The organism is Aeromonas sp. R10-1 (assembly GCF_040908465.1).
GTDB classification, from domain to species: Bacteria; Pseudomonadota; Gammaproteobacteria; order Enterobacterales; family Aeromonadaceae; genus Aeromonas; species Aeromonas caviae.
The window spans coordinates 21,942-42,445 of sequence record NZ_JBFODT010000022.1 but is presented as its reverse complement, the minus strand read 5'-3'; the positions used below and the strand labels follow the sequence as shown (position 1 = coordinate 42,445).

The window sequence follows — 20,504 nt, the reverse complement described above, 5'->3', positions numbered from 1 at the left end:
GATTACTTCTTGGAGGTCAAGCCACCGAAACGCTTGTTGAACTTGTCTACGCGGCCGCCGCTAGAAACTTCTTTCTGCTTGCCGGTGTAGAACGGGTGGCACTCGGAGCACACGTCCAGGTTCAGATCTTTACCGATGGTAGAGAAGGTGTTGATGACGTTACCGCAAGAGCACTTGGCGGTGATGGCTACGTAGTCAGGATGGATACCAGCTTTCATGGACAACCTCAATTATCAGGCCGTGTCGCCATCCGATCTCTTGTCGGACACCACACGATTGTTGAACACAGTTTCAAAGGCTGCGAATAATATAGGAAACGCCTGAGATCAGGCAAGTGGCTTCGCAGAAAAAATAGGCAACCCCTGGTGAATTCTTCCCAAACGCTGGATCTGGTTCGTGTGGCTGTGCCGGTGCCGTTACGCCGTCATTTCGACTATCTCTCTCCCCTGCCCTTGCCTGCCCCCGGTTGCCGGGTCGAGATCCCGTTCGGCCCGCAGACCCTGGTCGGTCTGGTGGTGGATCACCCGACCGAGAGCCAGGTCCCCCGCAACAAATTAAAGCCCTTGAAGAGGGTGCTCGACAGCGCCCCCGTGCTGGGGCCCGACATTCTGGCGCTGATGGCCTGGAGCGCCGGTTACTACCAGCACCCGCTGGGAGAGGTACTGCCCCACGCCCTGCCGGTGCTGGTGCGCAAGGGGGAGCCCGCCGCCTATCGGGAGCTGGAGTTCTGGTTTGCCACCGATGCGGGCATGGCCATCGACCTCAACGAGCTCAAGCGGGCGGCCAAGCAGCAGCAGGCCCTCGCCTTGCTGCGCAAGGGGCCGCAGACCCCCTCCGCCCTCAAACAGGAGGAGATCCAGAGCGCAGCCCTCACCGCGCTGGAGAAGAAGGGACTGCTGGAGAAGCGCTCGCTGGAGCCGAGCCATGATGGCGATTGGGCCACCCGCTTCGAGCCGGGTGAGGGGCTGCGCCTCAACGGCGAGCAGGCGCTGGCGGTGGCCGCCGTCACCAGCCAGAGCAACAAGTTCGGTGCCTTCCTGCTGGACGGCATCACGGGCTCCGGCAAGACCGAGGTTTACCTCAGCATCCTCGAGCCCCTGCTCAAGGCGGGCAAGCAGGCGCTGGTGATGGTGCCGGAAATTGGCCTCACCCCCCAGACCATCAACCGCTTCCGGCGCCGCTTCAACGTGCCCGTGGTGGCGATGAACTCCGCCATGAACGACAGGGAGCGGCTCGATGCCTGGCTGGCCTGCCGCGACGGTGGTGCCGCCATTCTGATCGGCACCCGATCCGCGGTGTTCACGCCGTTCAAGGACCTCGGCATCATCATCATCGACGAGGAGCACGACGGCTCCTTCAAGCAACAGGACGGCTTTCGCTACCACGCGCGGGATCTGGCGGTGATGCGGGCCCATCGCGCCGGCATTCCCATCCTGCTTGGATCTGCCACCCCGTCGCTGGAGACGCTGCACAACGCCAGCAGCGGCAAGTATCACCACCTCACTCTCACTCGCCGCGCCGGCAACGCCCAGACCGCTCGCCAGGTGATCCTCGACATCAAGAACGTGCGGCTACAGGCCGGGCTCTCCCCCCAGCTGGAGCAGCTGATGGCCGAACACCTGGCGGCGGGCAACCAGGTGATGCTGTTTCTCAACCGCCGTGGCTATGCCCCGGCTCTTATCTGCCACCAGTGCGGCTGGAGTGCCGCCTGCGAGCGCTGTGACGCCTGGTACACCTGGCACCAGGCCGGTCGGCGGCTGCACTGCCACCACTGCGACAGCGTGCGCCCGCTGCCCCACCACTGTCCCGAGTGTGGCAGCAACGAGCTCATCGGCTCCGGGGTCGGCACCGAACAGCTGGAGCAGCTGCTTGGCACCGTGTTCCCCCAATATCCGGTGGTGCGCATCGACCGGGACAACACCCGCCGCAAGGGGGAGCTGGAGACGCACCTCGGCGACATCAAGGCGGGCAAGTACAAGATCCTGATCGGCACCCAGATGCTGGCCAAGGGGCACCACTTCCCGGATGTGACGTTGGTGGGGCTGCTGGATGTGGATGGGGCTCTTTTCAGCGCCGATTTTCGCGCCGCCGAGAAGCTGGCCCAGCTCTACACCCAGGTGGCGGGCCGCGCCGGTCGCGCCAGCAAGTCGGGGCTGGTGGTGCTGCAGAGCCACCATCCCGAACACGCTCTGCTGCAGGATCTGACCCAGAACGGCTATGGCCACTTCGCCGACACGGCGCTGAAAGAGCGCCGCCTGCTGGGGCTGCCACCGTTCAGCCATCAGGGACTGTTCCGGGCCGAGGCCAACGGCCGCGACGAGGTACAGCTGTTCCTCAGTCGTCTCGCCGATACCCTGCGCAGCGCCCGCTATCCCCAGGTGCAGGTGCTGGGGCCCATCAGCGGCTTCATGGAGCGCAAGGCGGGCAAGTTTCGCATGCAGCTGCTGGTGCAGGGGCCGAATCGGGCACCGCTGGCCCAGCTGCTCGACTGGGCGGTGACGGAGCTGGAGGGGTGGCCCGAGACCAAGCGGGTGCGCTGGAGTCTGGATATCGACCCCACGGAACTGAACTAGCGCGGCTCTGCCAGCACGGCCTCCGTCAACACCCTGGCCTGTTCCAGAGCCAGGGGCTGCTGATAGCTGTGGGCCATCACCACGGCCCCTTCCAGCAGCAGGCATAACCCGGTGGCCTGCACCTCGGTGCATTCGAGGGCCTTCCTGACCCAGTTCAGCAACGCACGCTTGTGGGCCACCACCAGCTTGCGCACCGGGTGGCGAGGATCGGAGAACTCGGCGCTCGCGTTGATGAAGTTGCAGCCGTAGAAGTCGCTGCGGCCAAACCAGTCCGCAAAGCCATCGAGCAGCGCCAGCAACCTGGCCTCCCGTCCCGATACCCCATCCATCCTGGCATCGAGCAGGGCAAAGAACTCCGCATCCCGCGCCATCAGCACGGCTTCGATCAAGGCATCCTTGGTGGGGAAGTGGCGATAGAGGGTACGTTTGGTACTGCCTGCCTCGGCCCAGATGCGATCGATGCCGGTGGCGTGAAAGCCGTGACGATTGAACAACCGATAGGCTGTCGTCATCAGCTGTTGCCGTTTGTCGCTCATGGTGACTTTCCTCTTGAAGTACACCGATCTGTCTACCTAATGTCGCAGGCTGGATCAAGTGATCCGACACAGACAAGGAGACAGGAGATGGAAACAAGACGATGGCGAAGTGCCTGGCTGGCAGGGCTCGGTGCCTGCCTGGCCATAATGTTGCTCGGCTGGCTGGACATGAGCTGGCAGTCAACCCTGTTGATGGCACCGTTCGGGGCAAGCTGTGTGCTGCTCTTCTCACTGCCGGACAGTCCGCTGGCCCGTCCGCAGAACGTGCTGGGAGGCCACCTGTTATCGGCCACCGTGGGGTTGGTGGTGCAATTGCTCCCGCTACCGATGGAACTCAAGCTGGCGCTGGGTGTGGGCCTGTCCATTGCACTCATGCAGGGACTGGGGCTGATCCACCCACCCGCCGGAGCCAATCCACTGTTGATCCTGCTCACCACCCAGTCCTGGCCTTTCCTCTGGCAAACAGTGCTGCCCGGCGCCTTGCTGCTGATCATGGTCAGTCATTGCGCCAAGCGGCTGCAAACGTCACGGCTCACACCCACATAAACAACGAGGGGGCCTTGGCCCCCTCGTTGTTTAATAGCAAGGCAAAGATGGCTTATTCGGCGACCTGGGAGACCCCGGTCAGGCGCACCTCGACCCGGCGATCCGGGGCCAGGCAGGCGATCATCTGCGCCTTGGCGCCATCCAGGCAGCTGCCCCCGGTCACGGGCGAAGACTCTCCCCGCCCTTCGGCACGCACCTTGTCGGCAAACAATCCCTTGGCGATGAGATAATCCGCCACCGTGCGGGCACGCTGTTCGGAGAGGGACTGGTTGTAGGCCTCCGAGCCGATGCGGTCGGTATGACCGATCACCGTCGCCACCCCGTCTTTCGGATTGGCCGCCAGGATCTGGGCAAACAGGTTGTCGAGGGCCTGACTGGCGGCCGGCTTCAGGGTCGCCTTGTTGAACTCGAACAGCACATCGGAATCCAGGCTGAACTGTTTCTCTACCAGCACGGGGGCCGGGGCGCGCGCAGGTTCGGGCGCAGGCGTTGGTGCCACCGGCTCGTCGCCGATCTGGCCGAAGCGATAGAGCATGCCGACCGACAGCAGGCCGTTGTCCATCTCGATGCCTGACTCGTCGAGGGAAGTCTTGCCAAGGGGGGTGGTGTACTGGTATTCGAGGCGGGCGGCCCAATCCTTGTCGATGGCGTATTCGACCCCCAGCGCCCCGACAAAGGCGGCACCATGATATTTGTTGCCCTCATGGGATTCGGAGGGGCTGCTGGTGCCATCGCTGGCCCTGACGTTGAGTGAGCTCTCGGTCCAGGCATAGGCACCCCCGAGACGACCGTAGATATCCAGTGCCGAGGTTGCAGGCAGGATAATCTTCATGGTGGCCTGCACCATCTGGGCCTTGGCCTCACCATCGAGTGCGAAATCAACCCCGTTGCCCGAGTAGTGCTTGTCCACCTGATACTTGCCGAGCCAGTCATAGCCGAGCTCAATCGCCACGTTTCTGTTCACCTGATAACCGGCAAACAGCCCCAGACCGAGATCATCGCTGTTCTCGTTCACCTTGGTCGCATCGAACAGCTCTTCGACCTGAGCGTTGTAATCCACCCCGTAATAATTTGACCAGCCGGCCTTGCCGCCGACATACCAGGTGTTGTCCTGGGCGGCAGCCTGCACCGTCCCTGTTGCCATCAAAGCGCCGATCAGGACGGCGAGCATAGATCTGTTCATGGATGAGCCCCTGCAATGAATTGTTATGACGCGGCTGCGTCTCTCTTCCCTGACGGGGCCCTGAACCCAAGCCCCGCATTCAGATTATCCCATCTGCAACCAGCCTCAAACGACCAGGGACTCAGGAGTGTGATATTGGCGACATTATCAGCCACCGTGCCCCCAATCATGGAGGCCGGCGCGTTGCCCATAAAAAAACGAAGAGCCGGGCTCTTCGTTTTTCATCTGGCAAGGGGATGGCTCCCCGCTCACTGACTGCCCTGGCTCGCCAAGAAGAGGCGGTAGGCGGGATCCTCGCTCACCTCTTTCCAGCCGTAGCCAATCTCGTGCAGGTAGTCGTGGAAGGCGGCCACGTCCTCGTCCGGCAGCTCGAAGGCGCAGAGCACCCGTCCATAGTCGGCGCCGTGGTTGCGGTAGTGGAACAGGCTGATGTTCCAGCGACAGCCCAGGGTCTCCAGGAAGCGCATCAGGGCCCCCGGCTGCTCCGGGAACTTGAAGCTGTAGAGGCGTTCACCGAGGGGCCGGGCCGGGCGGCCGCCAATCATGTAGCGCACGTGGTTCTTGGCCAGTTCGCTCTCGGTCATGTTGACCACCGGATAACCGTTGCCGCCGAGCTGATCGATGATCTGGCCCAGCTCCTCGTCACCGCCGGTGAGGCGCACCGAAACGAACAGCGACGCCTGCTCGGCATCCGCATAGCGGTAGTTGAACTCGGTCACCATGCGCGGCCCCAGCTGACGACAGAAGTCAAGGAAGGCCCCCTTGCGCTCGGGGATGGTCACCGCCAGCATGCCCTCGCGCTTCTCGCCGATCTCGCAGCGCTCGGAGACGTAGCGCAGGCTGTGGAAGTTCACGTTGGCGCCGGACAGAATGGCCGCCATCCGTCCCCCTTTCACCTGCTCTCGCTCGCTGTAGGCCTTGAGGCCTGCCAGGGACAAGGCCCCCGACGGCTCGGCGATAGCGCGACAGTCATCGAAGATGTCTTTCAGTGCGGCGCAGATCTGGTCGTTGGAGACGGTCACCACCTCGTCCAGATACTGGTTGCACAGGCGGAAGGTCTCCTCGCCGATGCGCTTGACCGCCACCCCGTCCGCAAACAGGGAGACCCGCTCCAGATTGACCGGCTCGCCGGCCGCCAGCGCCGCCTTGAGGCAGGCGGACCCCTCCGCCTCCACCCCGATCACCTTCACATCCGGCAGCAGTTGCTTGATGTAGACCGCCACCCCGGCGGCCAGGCCGCCGCCGCCCACCGGCACGAAGACGTGGGTGAGGTGGGTATCCTGCTCCAGCAGCTCCTTGCCGATGGTGCCCTGGCCCGCGATCACCTCGACGTCGTCGAACGGCGGGATCAGGGTGTAGCCCTCCAACTCGGCGAGTCGGCGGCTCTCGCCGTAGGCCTCATCGAAGCTGTTGCCAAACAGCATGACGTTGCCGCCCTGACGGCGCACCGCGTCGATCTTGATGTCCGGCGTGGTCTTGGGCATCACGATGATCGCCTTGATGCCGAGCTTGGCGGCCGACAGGGCAACCCCCTGGGCGTGGTTGCCGGCGGAGGCGGCGATGACGCCGCGCTCTTTCTGCTCCTGGGTCAGGGTGGCGATCTTGTGGTAGGCGCCGCGCAGCTTGAAGGAGTGAACCGGTTGCAGATCCTCCCGCTTCAGGCTGACGTGATTGCCGAGCCGCTCGGAGAGTTTCTTCAGGGTTTGCAAGGGGGTGACCCGCGCCGCCTCGTAGACGGGGGAGAGCAGTACCTTGCGTAGATAATCCGCCGCAGAGACCATGGTTTATACCCCCGTCTCGTGGCGAAGGGCGTGCAATGCGCCCATATCATGACAGTTCATCCTCTCACTCCCCCAGCAGGGTGCGATCGCGCACCGCGCCCTTGTCGGCGCTGGTGGCGAACATGGCGTAGGCACGCAGGGCAAAGGAGACCTCGCGCTGACGATCGACCGGCTTCCAGCCACGGGCAGAGACGGCGGCGCGACGAGCAGCCAGCACGCTGTCGGCCACCTCCAGCACCATGCTGCGGGCCGGGATGTCGATGTTGATGATGTCGCCATCCTCCACCAGACCGATAGTGCCACCGGAGGCCGCCTCCGGGGAGACGTGGCCGATGGAGAGACCCGAGGTGCCGCCGGAGAAGCGACCGTCGGTGATGAGGGCACACGCCTTGCCCAATCCCATGGACTTGAGATAGGTGGTGGGGTAGAGCATCTCCTGCATGCCGGGGCCCCCTTTCGGGCCTTCGTAGCGGATCACCACCACTTCACCGGCTTTCACCGTGCCGTCCAGAATGCCGCTCACCGCGCTCTCCTGGCTCTCGAATACCCGGGCCGGGCCGCGGAAGGTGAGGTTCTCCTCGTCCACCCCGGCGGTCTTGACGATGGCCCCGTTGAGGGCGAGGTTGCCAGCGAGGACCGCCAGGCCACCTTCCTGGCTGTAGGCGTGATCGAAGGAGCGGATGCACCCCTCGGCGCGGTCCAGATCCAGCTCGGGCCAGCGGCAATCCTGACTGAACGCCTTGGTGGTACGGATGCCGGCAGGGCCTGCACGGTAGAAGTCGTGAACCCCCTTGTCATTGCTGCGGCTGACGTCATATTCGGCCAGCAGCTCCACCAGGGAAGTGCCCAGCACGTTGCGGGTATCCCCGTGCACCAGGCCCGCTTTTTCCAGCTGACCCAGGATGGCGACCACGCCGCCGGCGCGGTGCACGTCTTCCATGTGGTACTTCTGGGTGGAAGGCGCCACCTTGCACAGCTGGGGCACCTTGCGGGACATGCGGTCGATGTCGGCCATGGTGAAGTCGACGCCCGCCTCCTGGGCTGCCGCCAGCAGGTGCAGCACGGTATTGGTGGAGCCGCCCATGGCGATGTCGAGCGCCATGGCGTTCTCGAACGCCGCCTTGGTGGCGATGTTGCGCGGCAGTGCCGAGGCATCGTCCTGCTCATACCAGCGCTTGGCCAGAGTGACGATGCGCTGGCCCGCCAGCTTGAACAGCTGCTCGCGATCGGCGTGGGTCGCCAGCAGGGAGCCGTTGCCCGGCTGGGAGAGACCCAGTGCCTCGGTCAGGCAGTTCATGGAGTTGGCGGTGAACATGCCGGAGCAGGAGCCGCAGGTGGGGCAGGCGCTGCGCTCGATCTGATCGCTCTGTGCATCGGAGACCTTGGGGTCGGCGCCCTGGATCATGGCGTCCACCAGATCCAGCTTGATGATCTGGTCGGAGAGCTTGGTCTTGCCCGCTTCCATGGGGCCGCCGGAGACGAAGATCACCGGGATGTTGATGCGCAGGGCAGCCATCAGCATCCCCGGGGTGATCTTGTCGCAGTTAGAGATGCAGACCATGGCGTCGGCGCAGTGGGCGTTGACCATGTACTCCACCGAGTCGGCGATGAGTTCGCGGGACGGCAGGGAATAGAGCATGCCACCGTGGCCCATGGCGATGCCGTCATCCACGGCGATGGTGTTGAACTCCTTCGCGACCCCGCCAGCCGCCTCGATTTCGCGGGCGACCAACTGGCCCAGATCCTTGAGGTGGACGTGGCCCGGCACGAACTGGGTGAAAGAGTTGACCACGGCGATGATGGGCTTGCCGAAATCCTGATCGGTCATGCCGGTGGCACGCCAGAGGGCGCGGGCCCCGGCCATGTTACGTCCGTGGGTGGTGGTGGCGGATCTCAACTTCGGCATTGTCTCTACTCCCTGAATGCCCCTGGGGCGCATTGTCTTTCAACATGAATGTGTGATTCGCGGATCGGGAATCGATCCTGGTGAAGGCACCTTGAGGAGCCTTCACCGGAAGCGACTCGGGGAGGCGTGACGCCTCCCCGCTATCATCAGTCGTTGACCGGCGTCAGCCAGCCCCACTTGTCTTCGGTCTTGCCGTTGAACAGGCCGAAGAATGCGTTCTGCAACTGCTCGGTCACCGGGCCACGGCAACCGGCGCCCACCTTCATCCGATCCACCGAGCGCACCGGGGTCACCTCGGCCGCCGTGCCGGTCATGAAGATTTCGTCTGCGACATAGAGCGCCTCACGGGGCAGCGCCTGCTCGCGCACCTCGTAACCCAAGTCGCGCGCCAGCGTCATGATGGTGTCGCGGGTGATGCCGGGCAGGATGGCAGCGGTGGCGGGCGGGGTGAACAGCACGCCGTTCTTCACCAGAAACAGGTTCTCCCCCGCCCCTTCGCTCAGATAGCCGTTCACATCCAGCGCCAGCCCCTCGGCGAAGCCGTTGCGCTTGGCCTCGCGGCTGATGAGCTGGGAAGAGAGATAGTTGCCCCCCGCCTTGGCACCGGTCGGGATGGTGTTGGGAGCGAGCCGGTTCCAGGAGGTGACGCACACATCCACCCCGTTTTTCAGCCCCTCTTCTCCGAGGTAGGCGCCCCAGGGCAGGGCCGCGACCATGAGGTCGGCCTTGGCATCCAGCGGCGGATGCAGCCCCAGCCCCACGTTGCCGACAAAGGCCAGCGGGCGCAGGTAGCCGCTCTTCAGGCCGTTCTCGCGCACCACGGTGCGGCAGGCTTCATTCACTTCGGTCTCGCTGTAGGGGACGTCCATCCAGTAGATCTTGGCGGAGTCGAACAGGCGGCGGGTGTGCTCCTGCAGGCGGAAGATGCAGGTCCCCTTGGGAGTGTCATAGGCCCGCACCCCCTCGAACACCGAGGAGCCGTAGTGCAGGGCATGGCTCATGACATGCACCTGGGCATCCTGCCAGGGGACCAGCTTGCCGTTGAACCAGATGTATTGGGGGTGGGCGGCGGATTGGGAAGGCTGTGACATTGGCTTGGCTCCTTAAGCTCTGATCCGGGGTTGCTGTTCCAGTGCATCGACCCGGGAGACATCCACCAGCTTCACCAGCTGGCTCCACAACTGCTGGATGGGACGTACCGATTCGACAGTAACCGTGATCCGCAGCTGTTGGCAATCCTGCTCCATGTTGAGGGCGCAGAGATTGAAACCGCGGTGACGGACCACCCGCAGCACCCGTTCCATCACTTCGGGTCTGGGTTGGGCATGGATTTCCAGGGTGCTGGTATTGAGCTGGTTCATGGGCGTTGCTCCATCATCTTGTGGTTGGCGACTCCTGGCGGAACCAGGGGCCAGACATTTTCTTCCTCTGAAATAGCCACATGCAGCAGATAGGCACTCTCGCTCGCCAGCAGGCGATCCAGTGCCGGACCTATCTCTTCCTTGCATGTGATGGTCTCGCCGGGGATGCCGAAGGCGGCGGCCAGAGCGACGAAATCGGGGTTGTCGGACAGATTGGTCTCGCTGTAGCGACCGTCGAAGAACAGCTCCTGCCATTGGCGCACCATGCCGAGGCGCTGGTTGTCCAGCAGCACCATCTTCACCTTGAGCCGGGCACGGCGGATGGTGCCGAGCTCCTGCACGTTCATCATGAAGGAGCCGTCACCGCTCACCAGCACCACCTCGTCATCGGGGCGCGACATCTTGGCGCCGATGGCGGCGGGCAGGCCGAAGCCCATGGTGCCTAGGCCGGCACTGGACAGGTGGTTGCGCGGGCTGGTGAAACGCATGTGCTGGGCCACCCACATCTGGTGCTGACCCACGTCGCAAGCCACCACGCTGGTGTCAGGCAGCTGGCTTGAAAGCTCTTTGAGCAGGGCCGGGGCGTAGATGGCCTGACCCGGATGGTCGTAGCGGAAGGCGTATTCCCGAGCCATGGTGGCGCAGTGCTCGCGCCAGGGGTCGAGGGTCAGCGTCATCGCCAGGGCGGGCAGCACACGCTTGAGATCCGTGGTGATGCCCACATCGGCGGCGCGGCGCTTGCCGAACTCGGCGGCGTCCACATCCAGGTGGATCACCTTCGCCTCGGGGGCAAATTCCTCCAGCTTGCCGGTCACCCGATCATCGAAACGGGCGCCTACCACCACCAGCAGATCGCACTGCTGTACCGCCAGGTTGGCGGCCTTGGTACCGTGCATGCCGAGCATGCCCAGATAAACGGGGCTGTCGGGGTCGAGGGCACCTATCCCCTTGAGGGTGGTGACCGCCGGCATCCCCGTGGTGGCGGCAAAGTCGCGCAGCTGCTGCTCGGCATTGGCCATGCCCACCCCACCACCGACGTAGAGTACCGGACGCTCAGCTCCGGTCAGCAGGGTGCGGGCGACCGTCAGCTCGGCCTGATTCAGGGGCTCGGGTTCCTCCACGGCAAACAGCGGGCTTTGAGAGGGAACGGCGGCCAGTTGCACATCCTTGGGCAGGTCGATGAGCACGGGGCCCGGACGCCCTTCGGTGGCGATGGCGAAGGCTTCGGCAATGACCCGTCCCAGATCCGCCGGGTCCGTCACCATGAAGGAGTGCTTGGTGCAGGAGAGGGACATGCCGAGCACGTCCACTTCCTGAAAGGCATCGGTACCGACGGCGGCGCAGGGCACCTGGCCGCTGATGGCCACCAGCGGTACAGAGTCGAGCAGTGCCTCCGCGAGGCCGGTGACCAGGTTGGTGGCGCCGGGGCCAGAGGTGGCGATGCAGACCCCCACCTGACCGGAAGCGCGGGCATAACCCACCGCAGCCATGGCGGCACCCTGCTCGTGGCGGCAGAGCTGATGGGCCAGGCCACCGTCATACAGGGCGTCATAGACCGGCATGATGGCCCCGCCCGGGTAACCAAACACCTGGGTCACACCCTGTTTTTTGAGAGCCTGTACCAAAAACTGCGCGCCGTTCATGTGGAAAATCCTGTCCTTTGGTCGAAAAAAAACCCCCGGGCCGTGAGGCTCGGGGGTCGCTTGTTTCGTTCTGTCCGGTGGTGGGTCTATCCCTTGTTCCGTGCAGCCAAACGAGCCCCGAGCGGTGAGATAATAATCACCACTAGGACCACAATAATGCTGACGAAACGGGAGGCCATGTTCATAGTTACAACCGGAAATCCTGTGAAATGGGAGCGGAGCTTGCCGCGAATGGCTATTAGAACTAGCACGGTGATTTTTATTGGGCAAGCACTTTTTACCTGACAAGACTCTGATTTTAACTGCTCTGAAACCTGACAACTGGAACAAAAAACTAATAAAAAACGGTTAACCAGCATATACATCAAACCAAGGACGGTATTTATGTCATTAGCTGTTGTTTATAGCCGTGCCAGCCTGGGGATAGCGGCGCCGCAAGTCACGGTGGAGGTGCACCTCTCCAACGGCCTGCCCGCCTTCAACATGGTGGGGTTGCCGGAAACCTCGGTGAAAGAGTCGCGGGATCGGGTGCGCAGCGCCCTGCTCAACGGCAATTTCGAATTTCCGGCCAAGCACATCACGGTCAACCTGGCCCCTGCGGATCTGCCCAAAGAGGGGGGCCGCTTCGACCTGGCCATCGCCATCGGCATTCTCGCCGCATCCAAGCAGATACCCGCAAAATACCTGCTAAATCACGAATTTTTAGGGGAATTGGCCCTGACGGGCGAGATCCGCCCCGTGCTTGGGGTGCTCCCCTCGGTGCTCGCCTGCCGCGACGCAGGGCGCACCCTGCTGGTCCCACGGGAGAACGGTCCGGAGGCTTCCCTCATACAGGATGCCGAGGTGCGCACCGCCCACCAGCTGCTGGCAGTCACCGCCTGGCTGGCGGGCCAGTACGAACTGCCGCTGCCGGAACCCCAGAGCGCGGAGATCCTGCCCGACGTGCCGGATCTGCAGGACGTGATCGGTCAGTCCCAGGCGAAGCGGGCGCTGGAGATCGCCGCCGCCGGCAGCCACAACCTGCTGTTCATCGGCCCCCCCGGCACCGGCAAGAGCATGCTGGCCAGCCGTCTGCCCGGCATTCTGCCACCGCTCAGCGAACAGGAGGCGCAGCAGACCGCCGCCATCCACTCCATCGGCGGCCTCACCCCCCGCGCCGGCCACTGGCACCACAGGCCGTATCGCACGCCCCATCACAGCGCTTCGGCGGTGGCGCTGGTGGGCGGGGGTACCCATCCCAGGCCTGGCGAAATTTCCCTCGCCCACAACGGGGTCCTGTTTCTGGATGAACTGCCGGAGTTCGAGCGCAAGGTGCTCGACTCCCTGCGCGAGCCGCTGGAGACCGGGCACATTACCATCAGTCGTGCCGCCCGCCAGGTGGATTTTCCCGCCCGCTTCCAGCTAGTGGGTGCCATGAATCCCAGCCCCTGCGGCCATTATGGCGACGGCCAGACCCGCTCCAGCCCGGATCAGATCCTGCGCTATCTGGGCAAGCTCTCCGGCCCCTTTCTCGACCGGTTCGATCTGACGGTAGAGGTCCCACTCTTGCCCAGGGGAAGCCTGACCGGCAAGGCGGAGCGGGGGGAGTCGAGCCAGCAGATACGCGAACGGGTGCTGGGAGCGCGAGAGCGCATGCTGAGTCGCAGCGGAAAACTCAACAATCTGCTGGATAGTCGTGAAATCGAAGATGTTTGCAGATTATCGCCACAGGATGCCGAGTTTCTGGAGGGTGCAATCCAGAAGCTGGGGCTCAGCATCCGGGCCTGGCACCGCATCCTGCGGGTATCGCGCACCATCGCCGATCTGACGGGACACGCCACCATCGAGAGAGCGCATCTGATCGAAGCCCTGGGCTATCGTGCCATGGACAGGCTGTTGTCACGGCTGCGCGGGGGCCAGTGAGCGGGGGAACGGCAGCAGCCACCTCCCGACTCGGAAAGGGCGCCACCATGGTCTAGTCGTGGGCCGGCTGATATTATGGCCACAGATCTGACCACTTGGTTGCCATCCACCGATACGAAGACGGATTCCACCATGCCCAACAAGCTGATAGAGCGACTGCGCGGCAGCCTCTCGACCCTGCTCTATTTCATCAACACCCTGTTCTGGTTTGTCCCCGTCCTGCTGCTTGGCCTCATCAAGCTGCTGCTGCCCTTCAAGGGGGCGCGACGTCTCTGCAACACACTCCTGGACGGCTGTGCCACCCACTGGATAGGTTTTAACAATCTGATCCAGAAAACCATCATCAACACCCCTTTCGATGTGGTCGGAGTGGACAAAGGGCGCCGGAATGAGTGGTATATGGTGATTGCCAACCACCAATCCTGGGTCGACATACTGGTATTGCAGCGGATTTTTAATCAAAAAATCCCCTTCCTGAAGTTTTTCCTCAAGAAAGAACTGATTTGGGTACCTTTTCTCGGTCTGGCCTGGTGGGCGCTGGATTTCCCATTCATGCGGCGTTATTCCCGAAAATTTCTGGAAAAGCACCCGCATCTGAGGGGAAAAGACATAGAAACCACGCGCAAGGCGTGTGCCCGTTTCCGCCATATGCCGGTGAGTGTGATGAACTTCGTGGAAGGGACCCGCTTCACCGTCGGCAAGCACGACAGGCAAGGGGCACCCTATCGTCATCTGCTGCACCCGAGAGCAGGGGGCATCGCCTTCACCCTGGCGGCCATGGGGGATCAACTGCACAAGCTGGTGGATGTGACCATCGCCTATCCCGGTGGCGTCCCCAGCTACTGGGACTTCATGTGCGGTCGGGTCAAGGAGATCAAGGTTCGGGTCCGCTTCCTGCCGATCGAACGCAATCTGGTGGGGGATTACTTCAATGACCCCGAGTTCCAACAAGAGTTTCAACAGTGGTTGAACGGGATCTGGCACGAGAAGGACCAGACCCTGGATAAGCTGCTGGCGGACAAGACGCAGTAAGACACTCATGCCAAACCTGCTCCCGGGCCCCCTGGTGCTGTTCATCAGCGCCAGCCTGACCATACTGTTTACCGCCCTGTGTGCCAGCCTGATCCTGCTGGTGTCACTGGCCAAACTGCTGCTGCCCGTACCGGCCTTTGGTCGCGCCTGCAGCCGGCTCAACAACCGTTTCATGGGGCTGTGGCTCGGTTGCAACGCCCTGGTGATCCGCCTCACTACCCGCATCGACTGGCAGATTGAGGACAATACCCGGCTGCGCAAGGATGGCTGGTATCTCATCATCAGCAACCACATGAGCTGGACCGATATCGTGGTGCTCGGCCACCTGTTTCGCAATCGGCTGCCGGTGCCCAAGTTCTTCATGAAGCACGAGCTCATTTACATCCCGCTGCTGGGGCTCGCCTGCTGGGGGCTGGACATGCCCTTTATGCGCCGCTATTCGAGAGAGTTTCTGTTAAGAAATCCGCATCTGCGGGGCAAGGATATCGAGACCACCCGCAACGCCTGCGAGAAGTTTCGCCAGATTCCCACCACCGTCATCAACTTTGTGGAGGGGACCCGCTTCACCGATCAGAAGCGCGAGGCCGCCCGCTCCCGCTATCGCCATCTCATGCCCCCCAAGGCGGCAGGACTCGCCTTCACCCTGGCAGCCATGGGCGATCAATTCGACAGCCTGATCAACGTCACCATCAGCTACCCGGACAACCACGACACCCCCTTCAAGGATTTCCTGATGGGGAAGATGAAGCGCATCCGGGTGCGGATCGAGGAGCTGCCGGTGGACGAGCAACTGGTGGGGGACTACTTCAACGACAAGCAGTTTAAACGCGGTTTCCAGGAGTGGCTGAACGCACGCTGGAAGGAAAAAGACGACGTGCTGGCGCAGTGGCAGGCGGCCGATGCGGCGGCTCAGACCGACCCGCAGGCAGCCAAGGCGAGCGCCGAGGCCAGCTCGGGCAGCTGACCCTCGCTGAACACCGCGATGCCATGGCGACGCAGCAAAGCCGTGGTCTTGCCCTCTCCCGCCAGTGAAACCCCTTCGAAGCGGCCATTGTATATGCGACTGCTGCCGCAGGAGGGGCTCCCCTCCTTCAGAAGGGCGAAGCGAATGCCCTGCTGCTGACAGAGGGCCAGCGCAAGGGCGGCGCCCCGATCGAACTCCTCCGTCACATCCAGCCCGCTTTCGGTGACCACCCGCTCCCCCTGGCACTCGGCAGGGGGGCGTGGCGTCGGCAGGCCACCCGCCACCTCGGGGCAGAAGGCCAATGCCCGCCCCTCGGCTCCCAGCGCCTGCAGCCAGTCGCTGACAATCCCCTTGCTCTGGCCGTCGTAACGTACTGGCTGCCCCAGCAGACAGGCACTCACCAGCACCTTGTGCATTCCCGTCTCTCCCATGCTTTCACTTACTGTGTGAGGTGCCAGTGCACCAGACCCGTTATGGGGTGACAACCCGGCTTTCGCAGACATCGGCTTATGCTTCCGCACCGTGCATCACCTGATCGAACATGACGCAGCAGGGGGTCTCCAGCCGATAGAGGATGGCGGGACGTTGCTTGCCGGTGCGCTTGCGCCCTGTGTCCACCAGGATGTCGGCACGGTGGAGCCGCTTGCGAAAGGCGGCCGTGTTCATGGGGGTCTGCAGGACGATCTCGAACGCCCGTTGCACCTCGGAGAGGGTGAATTCTGCCCCCAGCAGATGCAGCGGCAGGGTGCTGTAACGGCTCTTGATGCGCAGCCGCTCCAGCCCCATGGCGACCAGCTTGCCGTGATCGAAGGCGAGTTGCAGGCCGGGCAGATCGTCCAGAGGATGCCAGCGACCGCGCACCGCCCCCCCATCGGGATCCGCCAGACAGAGATAGACGAGGGTGGTGGACCAGCCGCGGGGATCCCGCTCCAGGTTGCCGAGGGTACAGACCTGCTCGCTGTAGCAGTGCTCCAGCCCCCACTCTGCGAACAGGCGATGGCGAGCCGCGTCCAGATCCCGATCCCGGGCCTCGTCGATGCGCAGGGCCGGCAACTGCCAGCAGTGGGCAAAGGGGGGGCGATCCCGGGTCTCGAGAAGCAGCTCGAGCCGCTCCTCGCGCAACCGCAGCACCACCATATCCAGACTCATTCTCGGCATCCTGGTCGACCTGCTCGCCTTCTAATAATGTTTGGTAGATAATATCACAAGAATATTATGTGAAGGAGCCATCCATGGGAATCATCGCCAGCCTGGATATTGATGCGCAGAAGGGATTCACCCCCCTCTGCCCGAACGAGCTGCCCGTCGCTGGCGGGGATACCATAGTGGCGGCGCTCAATGCCCAGGCTGCCCTCGCCACCCTGCGAACCGGCAGCAAGGATGCCCACCCCGCGAACGCCCCCTGGGTGGTGACCGAACCCGGCGCCATGTTGCAACCCCTTGCTCTGGCGAATGCCGATCTCACCTGGCCGGCCCACTGCGTGCCCGGCACACCTGGGTTCGAGCTGCTCGACGGCCTGCCCGCCCCCATCGACTACGACTTCTTCGTCTGGAAGGGGGTCGAGCCGGACCTGCATCCCTATGGCGTCTGCTATCACGACCTGGCGGAACTGCGCAGCACCGGGCTTATCGAGTTTCTGCAAGCCCGCGGCGTCACTACCGTGCTGGTCGGCGGCCTCGCCACCGACTACTGCGTCAAAACCAGCGTGCTGCAACTGCGTCGCGCCGGTTTCCGGGTCATCGTCCACCTCGACGCCTGCCGCGGCATCGCCCCCGAGACAATCGACCAGGCCCGCACCCGGATGATCGAGGCCGGCGCCGAGCTGGCCCAGACCCTGGCCGACATTCAACGCCTGCTGGATGCCTGATATGCCTTCCATTTTCCACTGCCCACCCGACACCGGCGCCCACCCGTCACAGATGCAGCCAGAGTGCGTTGCCCGCGCAGCACTCATCACAGGAGCCTGATATGCCTCCCATCCTCCACAGCCTGCTCGACACCGATGCCTACAAGCTGCACATGCAGCAGGCGGTGTTCCATCGCTATCCGGATGCCGACGTCGTCGCCGAGTTCCACAGCCGCAACGAAGAAGATCTGCTGCCCATGATGGGCCAGATCGAGGAACAACTGCGCCTCGCCGGCTCCCTGCGCCTGACCCGGTCCGAACTCGACTTCCTGGCCGAACGCCCATTCTTCACGCCCGACTACCTGGACCACCTGCGCCGCAAGCCGCTGGACGCCTCCCTGCTCAAGGTGTTCGAGCAGGATGGCCGCATCAATGTGCGGGTCGAAGGCCCCTGGCAGGACGTGATCCTGTGGGAGATCCCGGTGCTCGCCATCATCAGCGAGATGCGTAACCGCTTCCGTTATCCCCAGTTCGGTGTCAGCCAGGCACTGGAGCGGCTCGATCAGAAGATCGACAAGCTGGAGCGGGAACTGAGCCGGGAGGAGATGAGCGAGTTCAACCTCATCGACTTCGGCACCCGTCGCCGCTTCTCCCTTGCGGTACAAGACGCCGTGGTGGGTCGCCTCAAAGAACGACTGCCGGCGTTTCGCGGCACCAGCAACTACCTGCTGGCCCAGAAGTACCGGTTGCCCGCGGTGGGTACCCAGGCTCACGAGTGGTTCCAGGCCCACCAGCAGCTCGGCTTCCCGCTGGAGCTCAGCCAGCGCGCCGCCCTCACCAGCTGGCTGGACGAATTCACCAACCACCTCGGTATCGCGCTCACCGACTGCATCACCATGGATGCCTTCCTGCGTGACTTCGACTTCGAGCTGGCGAGCCGCTACCAGGGGCTGCGCCACGACTCCGGTGATCCCGTGGTGTGGGGCGAGAAGGCCATCAGCCACTATCAGCGGCTCGGCATCGACCCTGCCGAGAAGACGCTGGTCTTCTCCGACGGGCTCAACCTCGACAAGGCCGTCGAGCTGCTGCGCCACTTCCGCGGCCGCATCAACACCAGCTTCGGCATCGGCACCAAGCTCACCTGCGATCTGCCCGGCGTCAGCCCGATGAACATCGTGTTCAAGCTGATGGAGTGCAACGGCGGCCCGGTCGCCAAGATCTCCGACAGCCCGGGCAAGACCCTCTGCCGGGATGCGGACTTCATTCGCAACCTCAAGCAGGCCTTCCACGTCGGGGTCTGAGTCAGGCCCGCGAGACGCAAAACAAAAAAGCCCGCCGGTTTGCACCGGCGGGCTTTTGTATCGACTCAGGAATGATCAGTCCTTCTTGGCCAGCAGGAATTTCACCAGCTGGTTGAACTGCTCCTGGGAAGTGATGGATTCAATCTTCACCATGTATTTGCCGTTGACCAGGAAGGCCGGCACACCGCGCACATTGTAGCTCTCGGTGTTGCGATCGAACTGGGAGACCATGCCGGAGACGGCGAAGCTGTCGACGGCACCGTCGAACTCCTCGGCCGGCACGCCATTGTCCACGAAGACCTGCTTCACGTCGGCGCGGCTCTGGGGGATCTGGCGCTGGGTGTGGATCTTGTCGAAGATGGCCGGGGTCAGCTTGCCTTCCACGTTCAGCAGATTGGCGACGGCGTAGGCACGCTGCATCTCGGGGCCCATTTCACGGCCCAGGAAGGCTACCGGGTTCTTCTTCATCGGCACGCCTTCCGGCAGGCTCTTCTTCAGATCCTCGGCAATCGGCTCGAACTTGGCGCAGTGCGGGCAGAAATAGGAGAAGAACTCCATCACTTCCGGCTGGGCGCTGCCGGTCTGGCTGACCACGTCATAGTTGACACCTTCCTTGAATTGCGGGGCGGCGTGAACCATGGGGATCATCAGCATGGCAGCGAGGAAAAATAGTACTTTTTTCATGACGTTTCCTGTTAAGGGATCACTGTGAGGCACGCCCGGCGAACCGAAGCAGTCCAAGCCTATTGCCTCACCCTCGTGCCGTCAATGGCAAAGGCAGACAGGCGGGACCGCCATCCCGCCTCCCACGGGCACCTTGCCGCTGTGGCAATGGTACGGGCAACACCACCAGCGGACGCCCCGTGGTGTGGCGATCTGCCGGGTTCACGCCCCTACCACTGCGGCATCAGGCTGAGGGGCGGGGCCTTCAATGCCTCGAGCTGATCATGCAGGGTCGCAATCTGCTGGCGCCAGTAGTGTTCGGTGTTGAACCAGGAGAAGTGGCGGGGGAAGGCGGGATCTTCCCAGCGTCTTGCCAGCCAGGCCATGTAGTGGACGATGCGCATGGCACGCAGCGGCTCGATGAGCGCCAGCTCCCGCGGGTCGAACTCCATGAACTCCTCATACCCCGCCAGCAGGGTATCGAGCTGGATCTGCTGCTCATGACGCTCCCCGTTCAGCATCATCCAGAGGTCCTGGATGGCGGGGCCGGTGCGGCAATCGTCGAGGTCGACAAACAGGGGGCCGTCACGCCACAGGATGTTGCCCGGGTGGCAGTCCCCATGCAGGGAGATGCGCGCCACGTCCAGGGTCATGGCGTCGCATACGTGCCGGATCAGCTCGTCCAGCACCCCGAAGAAGGACTTGGCCAGCCCGCTCGGCAACCACTCGCCTGCCGCCAGCAACTGACGCGGCTCGTGCAGCATGCTCTCCACATCCAGCGGAACCCGGTGATGAAAGGCATGGCTGGCACCGACGCTGTGGATGCGGCCGAGGTAACGCCCCACCCACTCCAGCTGGTCCAGGTTGTCCACCTCGAACTGACGCCCCCCGACGCTCTGCCAGATGGCAAACGGGTAGCCCTGATGCTCCAGCAGGGTCTCGCCGGCAAAGGCAATGGGAGCGGCGACCGGGATCTCAGCTTCACAGAGGCGAGCGGCAAACGCGTGCTCTTCCAGGATCTGGGCCCGGCTCCAGCGACCGGGGCGGTAGAACTTCACCACGTAGCGACGGCGATCCTCATCCTGGAACTGATAGACGCGGTTCTCGTAACTGTTGAGCTCGATAAGGCCGGAGTCGATGCGCAAGCCGCTGAGATCGATGGCATCCATGATGAGATCGGGATTGAGGTCGGAATAGTTGAAACGCATGTCATCCACCATAGAAAAGGGGCGCTGTTGCGCCCCATTCTATCACCACTGTCTGCCG

At 63.3% G+C, this 20,504-nt stretch carries 19 protein-coding genes; 7 read left to right on the top strand and 12 right to left on the bottom strand.

What is annotated here, in order from left to right; all coding sequences use genetic code 11:
* Nucleotides 1-2: 2 nt before the first annotated feature.
* Nucleotides 3-218: a 50S ribosomal protein L31 gene (gene rpmE / locus AB5Y93_RS09880; protein WP_010676078.1), complete on the bottom strand. Its 216-nt coding sequence runs from the start codon at nt 216-218 to the stop codon at nt 3-5.
* Between the two features lie 147 nt (nt 219-365).
* Between rpmE and priA the strand changes: the two genes are divergently transcribed.
* A complete protein-coding gene (gene priA / locus AB5Y93_RS09875; RefSeq protein WP_368229259.1) occupies nt 366-2,573 on the top strand; it encodes a primosomal protein N' in 2,208 nt (735 codons plus the stop codon).
* Here the strand turns inward: priA and AB5Y93_RS09870 are convergent.
* Entirely contained in the window at nt 2,570-3,109 is a 540-nt protein-coding gene (locus tag AB5Y93_RS09870) for a TetR/AcrR family transcriptional regulator (protein WP_368229258.1), read from the bottom strand. The genes priA and AB5Y93_RS09870 overlap by 4 nt on opposite strands.
* A 150-nt stretch (nt 3,110-3,259) precedes the next feature.
* On the opposite strand from AB5Y93_RS09870, the gene AB5Y93_RS09865 reads away from it, so the two are divergent.
* Nucleotides 3,260-3,655, top strand: a complete 396-nt coding sequence (locus tag AB5Y93_RS09865) for an HPP family protein (RefSeq protein ID WP_171864758.1) — start codon at nt 3,260-3,262, stop codon at nt 3,653-3,655.
* Nucleotides 3,656-3,707: 52 nt separating this feature from the next.
* On the opposite strand, the gene ompA is transcribed toward AB5Y93_RS09865, so the two are convergent.
* From ompA to ilvG, 6 genes are all read right to left on the bottom strand, one after another.
* Nucleotides 3,708-4,838 (bottom strand): porin OmpA, encoded by a 1,131-nt coding sequence (ompA, locus tag AB5Y93_RS09860; RefSeq protein WP_368229257.1) that lies wholly within the window; start codon nt 4,836-4,838, stop codon nt 3,708-3,710.
* A 248-nt stretch (nt 4,839-5,086) separates the two neighbouring features.
* A complete protein-coding gene (gene ilvA / locus AB5Y93_RS09855; protein WP_041211987.1) occupies nt 5,087-6,619 on the bottom strand; it encodes a threonine ammonia-lyase, biosynthetic in 1,533 nt (510 codons plus the stop codon).
* A 64-nt stretch (nt 6,620-6,683) separates the two neighbouring features.
* Nucleotides 6,684-8,525, bottom strand: a complete 1,842-nt coding sequence (gene ilvD / locus AB5Y93_RS09850; protein WP_043153414.1) for a dihydroxy-acid dehydratase — start codon at nt 8,523-8,525, stop codon at nt 6,684-6,686.
* Between the two features lie 146 nt (nt 8,526-8,671).
* A complete protein-coding gene (locus AB5Y93_RS09845) occupies nt 8,672-9,616 on the bottom strand; it encodes a branched-chain amino acid transaminase (RefSeq protein ID WP_052815778.1) in 945 nt (314 codons plus the stop codon).
* A gap of 12 nt (nt 9,617-9,628) precedes the next feature.
* Nucleotides 9,629-9,886 (bottom strand): acetolactate synthase 2 small subunit, encoded by a 258-nt coding sequence (gene ilvM, locus AB5Y93_RS09840; protein ID WP_010676086.1) that lies wholly within the window; start codon nt 9,884-9,886, stop codon nt 9,629-9,631.
* Nucleotides 9,883-11,529 carry an acetolactate synthase 2 catalytic subunit gene (ilvG, locus tag AB5Y93_RS09835; protein WP_368229256.1) on the bottom strand — a complete coding sequence of 549 codons (1,647 nt, stop codon included), beginning with the start codon at nt 11,527-11,529 and terminating at the stop codon, nt 9,883-9,885. The genes ilvM and ilvG overlap by 4 nt, the downstream gene beginning before the upstream one ends.
* 384 nt (nt 11,530-11,913) lie before the next feature.
* Here ilvG and AB5Y93_RS09830 point away from each other — a divergent pair, with 384 nt between their 5' ends.
* The 3 genes from AB5Y93_RS09830 (at nt 11,914) to AB5Y93_RS09820 (ending at nt 15,427) form a co-directional block, all read left to right on the top strand.
* Nucleotides 11,914-13,431 carry a YifB family Mg chelatase-like AAA ATPase gene (locus AB5Y93_RS09830; protein WP_368229255.1) on the top strand — a complete coding sequence of 506 codons (1,518 nt, stop codon included), beginning with the start codon at nt 11,914-11,916 and terminating at the stop codon, nt 13,429-13,431.
* 132 nt (nt 13,432-13,563) lie between these two features.
* The gene (locus AB5Y93_RS09825; protein ID WP_039039683.1) at nt 13,564-14,463 is read left to right on the top strand and encodes an acyltransferase; all 900 of its coding nucleotides are present in this window, start codon (nt 13,564-13,566) and stop codon (nt 14,461-14,463) included.
* Nucleotides 14,464-14,470: 7 nt separating this feature from the next.
* Nucleotides 14,471-15,427 (top strand): acyltransferase, encoded by a 957-nt coding sequence (locus AB5Y93_RS09820; RefSeq protein WP_368229254.1) that lies wholly within the window; start codon nt 14,471-14,473, stop codon nt 15,425-15,427.
* Here AB5Y93_RS09820 and AB5Y93_RS09815 read toward each other — a convergent pair.
* Together AB5Y93_RS09815 and AB5Y93_RS09810 are read right to left on the bottom strand one after the other, a co-directional pair.
* A complete protein-coding gene (locus AB5Y93_RS09815; protein WP_368229253.1) occupies nt 15,373-15,858 on the bottom strand; it encodes a DUF523 domain-containing protein in 486 nt (161 codons plus the stop codon). The two genes, AB5Y93_RS09820 and AB5Y93_RS09815, sit on opposite strands and share 55 nt — an antisense overlap.
* A gap of 76 nt (nt 15,859-15,934) precedes the next feature.
* Nucleotides 15,935-16,585 carry a DNA mismatch repair protein MutT gene (locus AB5Y93_RS09810; RefSeq protein ID WP_368229252.1) on the bottom strand — a complete coding sequence of 217 codons (651 nt, stop codon included), beginning with the start codon at nt 16,583-16,585 and terminating at the stop codon, nt 15,935-15,937.
* A 74-nt stretch (nt 16,586-16,659) separates the two neighbouring features.
* Here AB5Y93_RS09810 and AB5Y93_RS09805 point away from each other — a divergent pair, with 74 nt between their 5' ends.
* Nucleotides 16,660-17,295 carry a nicotinamidase gene (locus tag AB5Y93_RS09805; RefSeq protein WP_202044776.1) on the top strand — a complete coding sequence of 212 codons (636 nt, stop codon included), beginning with the start codon at nt 16,660-16,662 and terminating at the stop codon, nt 17,293-17,295.
* 101 nt (nt 17,296-17,396) lie between these two features.
* Complete coding sequence (gene pncB / locus AB5Y93_RS09800; RefSeq protein WP_010676094.1) at nt 17,397-18,575, top strand: nicotinate phosphoribosyltransferase; 1,179 nt, start codon at nt 17,397-17,399, stop codon at nt 18,573-18,575.
* A gap of 75 nt (nt 18,576-18,650) precedes the next feature.
* On the opposite strand, the gene AB5Y93_RS09795 is transcribed toward pncB, so the two are convergent.
* Both AB5Y93_RS09795 and AB5Y93_RS09790 read right to left on the bottom strand, forming a co-directional pair.
* Nucleotides 18,651-19,259 carry a thiol:disulfide interchange protein DsbA/DsbL gene (locus tag AB5Y93_RS09795; RefSeq protein ID WP_010676095.1) on the bottom strand — a complete coding sequence of 203 codons (609 nt, stop codon included), beginning with the start codon at nt 19,257-19,259 and terminating at the stop codon, nt 18,651-18,653.
* Nucleotides 19,260-19,468: 209 nt separating this feature from the next.
* Entirely contained in the window at nt 19,469-20,458 is a 990-nt protein-coding gene (locus AB5Y93_RS09790; protein WP_039039688.1) for a serine/threonine protein kinase, read from the bottom strand.
* Nucleotides 20,459-20,504 lie beyond the last annotated feature (46 nt).

What these genes read in the sequence shown, in the direction of transcription:
- rpmE (WP_010676078.1), bottom strand. Translation starts at nt 218, where the DNA reads ATGAAAGCTGGTATCCATCCTGACTACGTAGCCATCACCGCCAAGTGC.
- AB5Y93_RS09870 (WP_368229258.1), bottom strand. Translation starts at nt 3,109, where the DNA reads ATGAGCGACAAACGGCAACAGCTGATGACGACAGCCTATCGGTTGTTC.
- ompA (WP_368229257.1), bottom strand. Translation starts at nt 4,838, where the DNA reads ATGAACAGATCTATGCTCGCCGTCCTGATCGGCGCTTTGATGGCAACA.
- ilvA (WP_041211987.1), bottom strand. Translation starts at nt 6,619, where the DNA reads ATGGTCTCTGCGGCGGATTATCTACGCAAGGTACTGCTCTCCCCCGTC.
- ilvD (WP_043153414.1), bottom strand. Translation starts at nt 8,525, where the DNA reads ATGCCGAAGTTGAGATCCGCCACCACCACCCACGGACGTAACATGGCC.
- AB5Y93_RS09845 (WP_052815778.1), bottom strand. Translation starts at nt 9,616, where the DNA reads ATGTCACAGCCTTCCCAATCCGCCGCCCACCCCCAATACATCTGGTTC.
- ilvM (WP_010676086.1), bottom strand. Translation starts at nt 9,886, where the DNA reads ATGAACCAGCTCAATACCAGCACCCTGGAAATCCATGCCCAACCCAGA.
- ilvG (WP_368229256.1), bottom strand. Translation starts at nt 11,529, where the DNA reads ATGAACGGCGCGCAGTTTTTGGTACAGGCTCTCAAAAAACAGGGTGTG.
- AB5Y93_RS09830 (WP_368229255.1), top strand. Translation starts at nt 11,914, where the DNA reads ATGTCATTAGCTGTTGTTTATAGCCGTGCCAGCCTGGGGATAGCGGCG.
- AB5Y93_RS09825 (WP_039039683.1), top strand. Translation starts at nt 13,564, where the DNA reads ATGCCCAACAAGCTGATAGAGCGACTGCGCGGCAGCCTCTCGACCCTG.
- AB5Y93_RS09820 (WP_368229254.1), top strand. Translation starts at nt 14,471, where the DNA reads ATGCCAAACCTGCTCCCGGGCCCCCTGGTGCTGTTCATCAGCGCCAGC.
- AB5Y93_RS09815 (WP_368229253.1), bottom strand. Translation starts at nt 15,858, where the DNA reads ATGGGAGAGACGGGAATGCACAAGGTGCTGGTGAGTGCCTGTCTGCTG.
- AB5Y93_RS09810 (WP_368229252.1), bottom strand. Translation starts at nt 16,585, where the DNA reads ATGCCGAGAATGAGTCTGGATATGGTGGTGCTGCGGTTGCGCGAGGAG.
- AB5Y93_RS09805 (WP_202044776.1), top strand. Translation starts at nt 16,660, where the DNA reads ATGGGAATCATCGCCAGCCTGGATATTGATGCGCAGAAGGGATTCACC.
- pncB (WP_010676094.1), top strand. Translation starts at nt 17,397, where the DNA reads ATGCCTCCCATCCTCCACAGCCTGCTCGACACCGATGCCTACAAGCTG.
- AB5Y93_RS09795 (WP_010676095.1), bottom strand. Translation starts at nt 19,259, where the DNA reads ATGAAAAAAGTACTATTTTTCCTCGCTGCCATGCTGATGATCCCCATG.
- AB5Y93_RS09790 (WP_039039688.1), bottom strand. Translation starts at nt 20,458, where the DNA reads ATGGTGGATGACATGCGTTTCAACTATTCCGACCTCAATCCCGATCTC.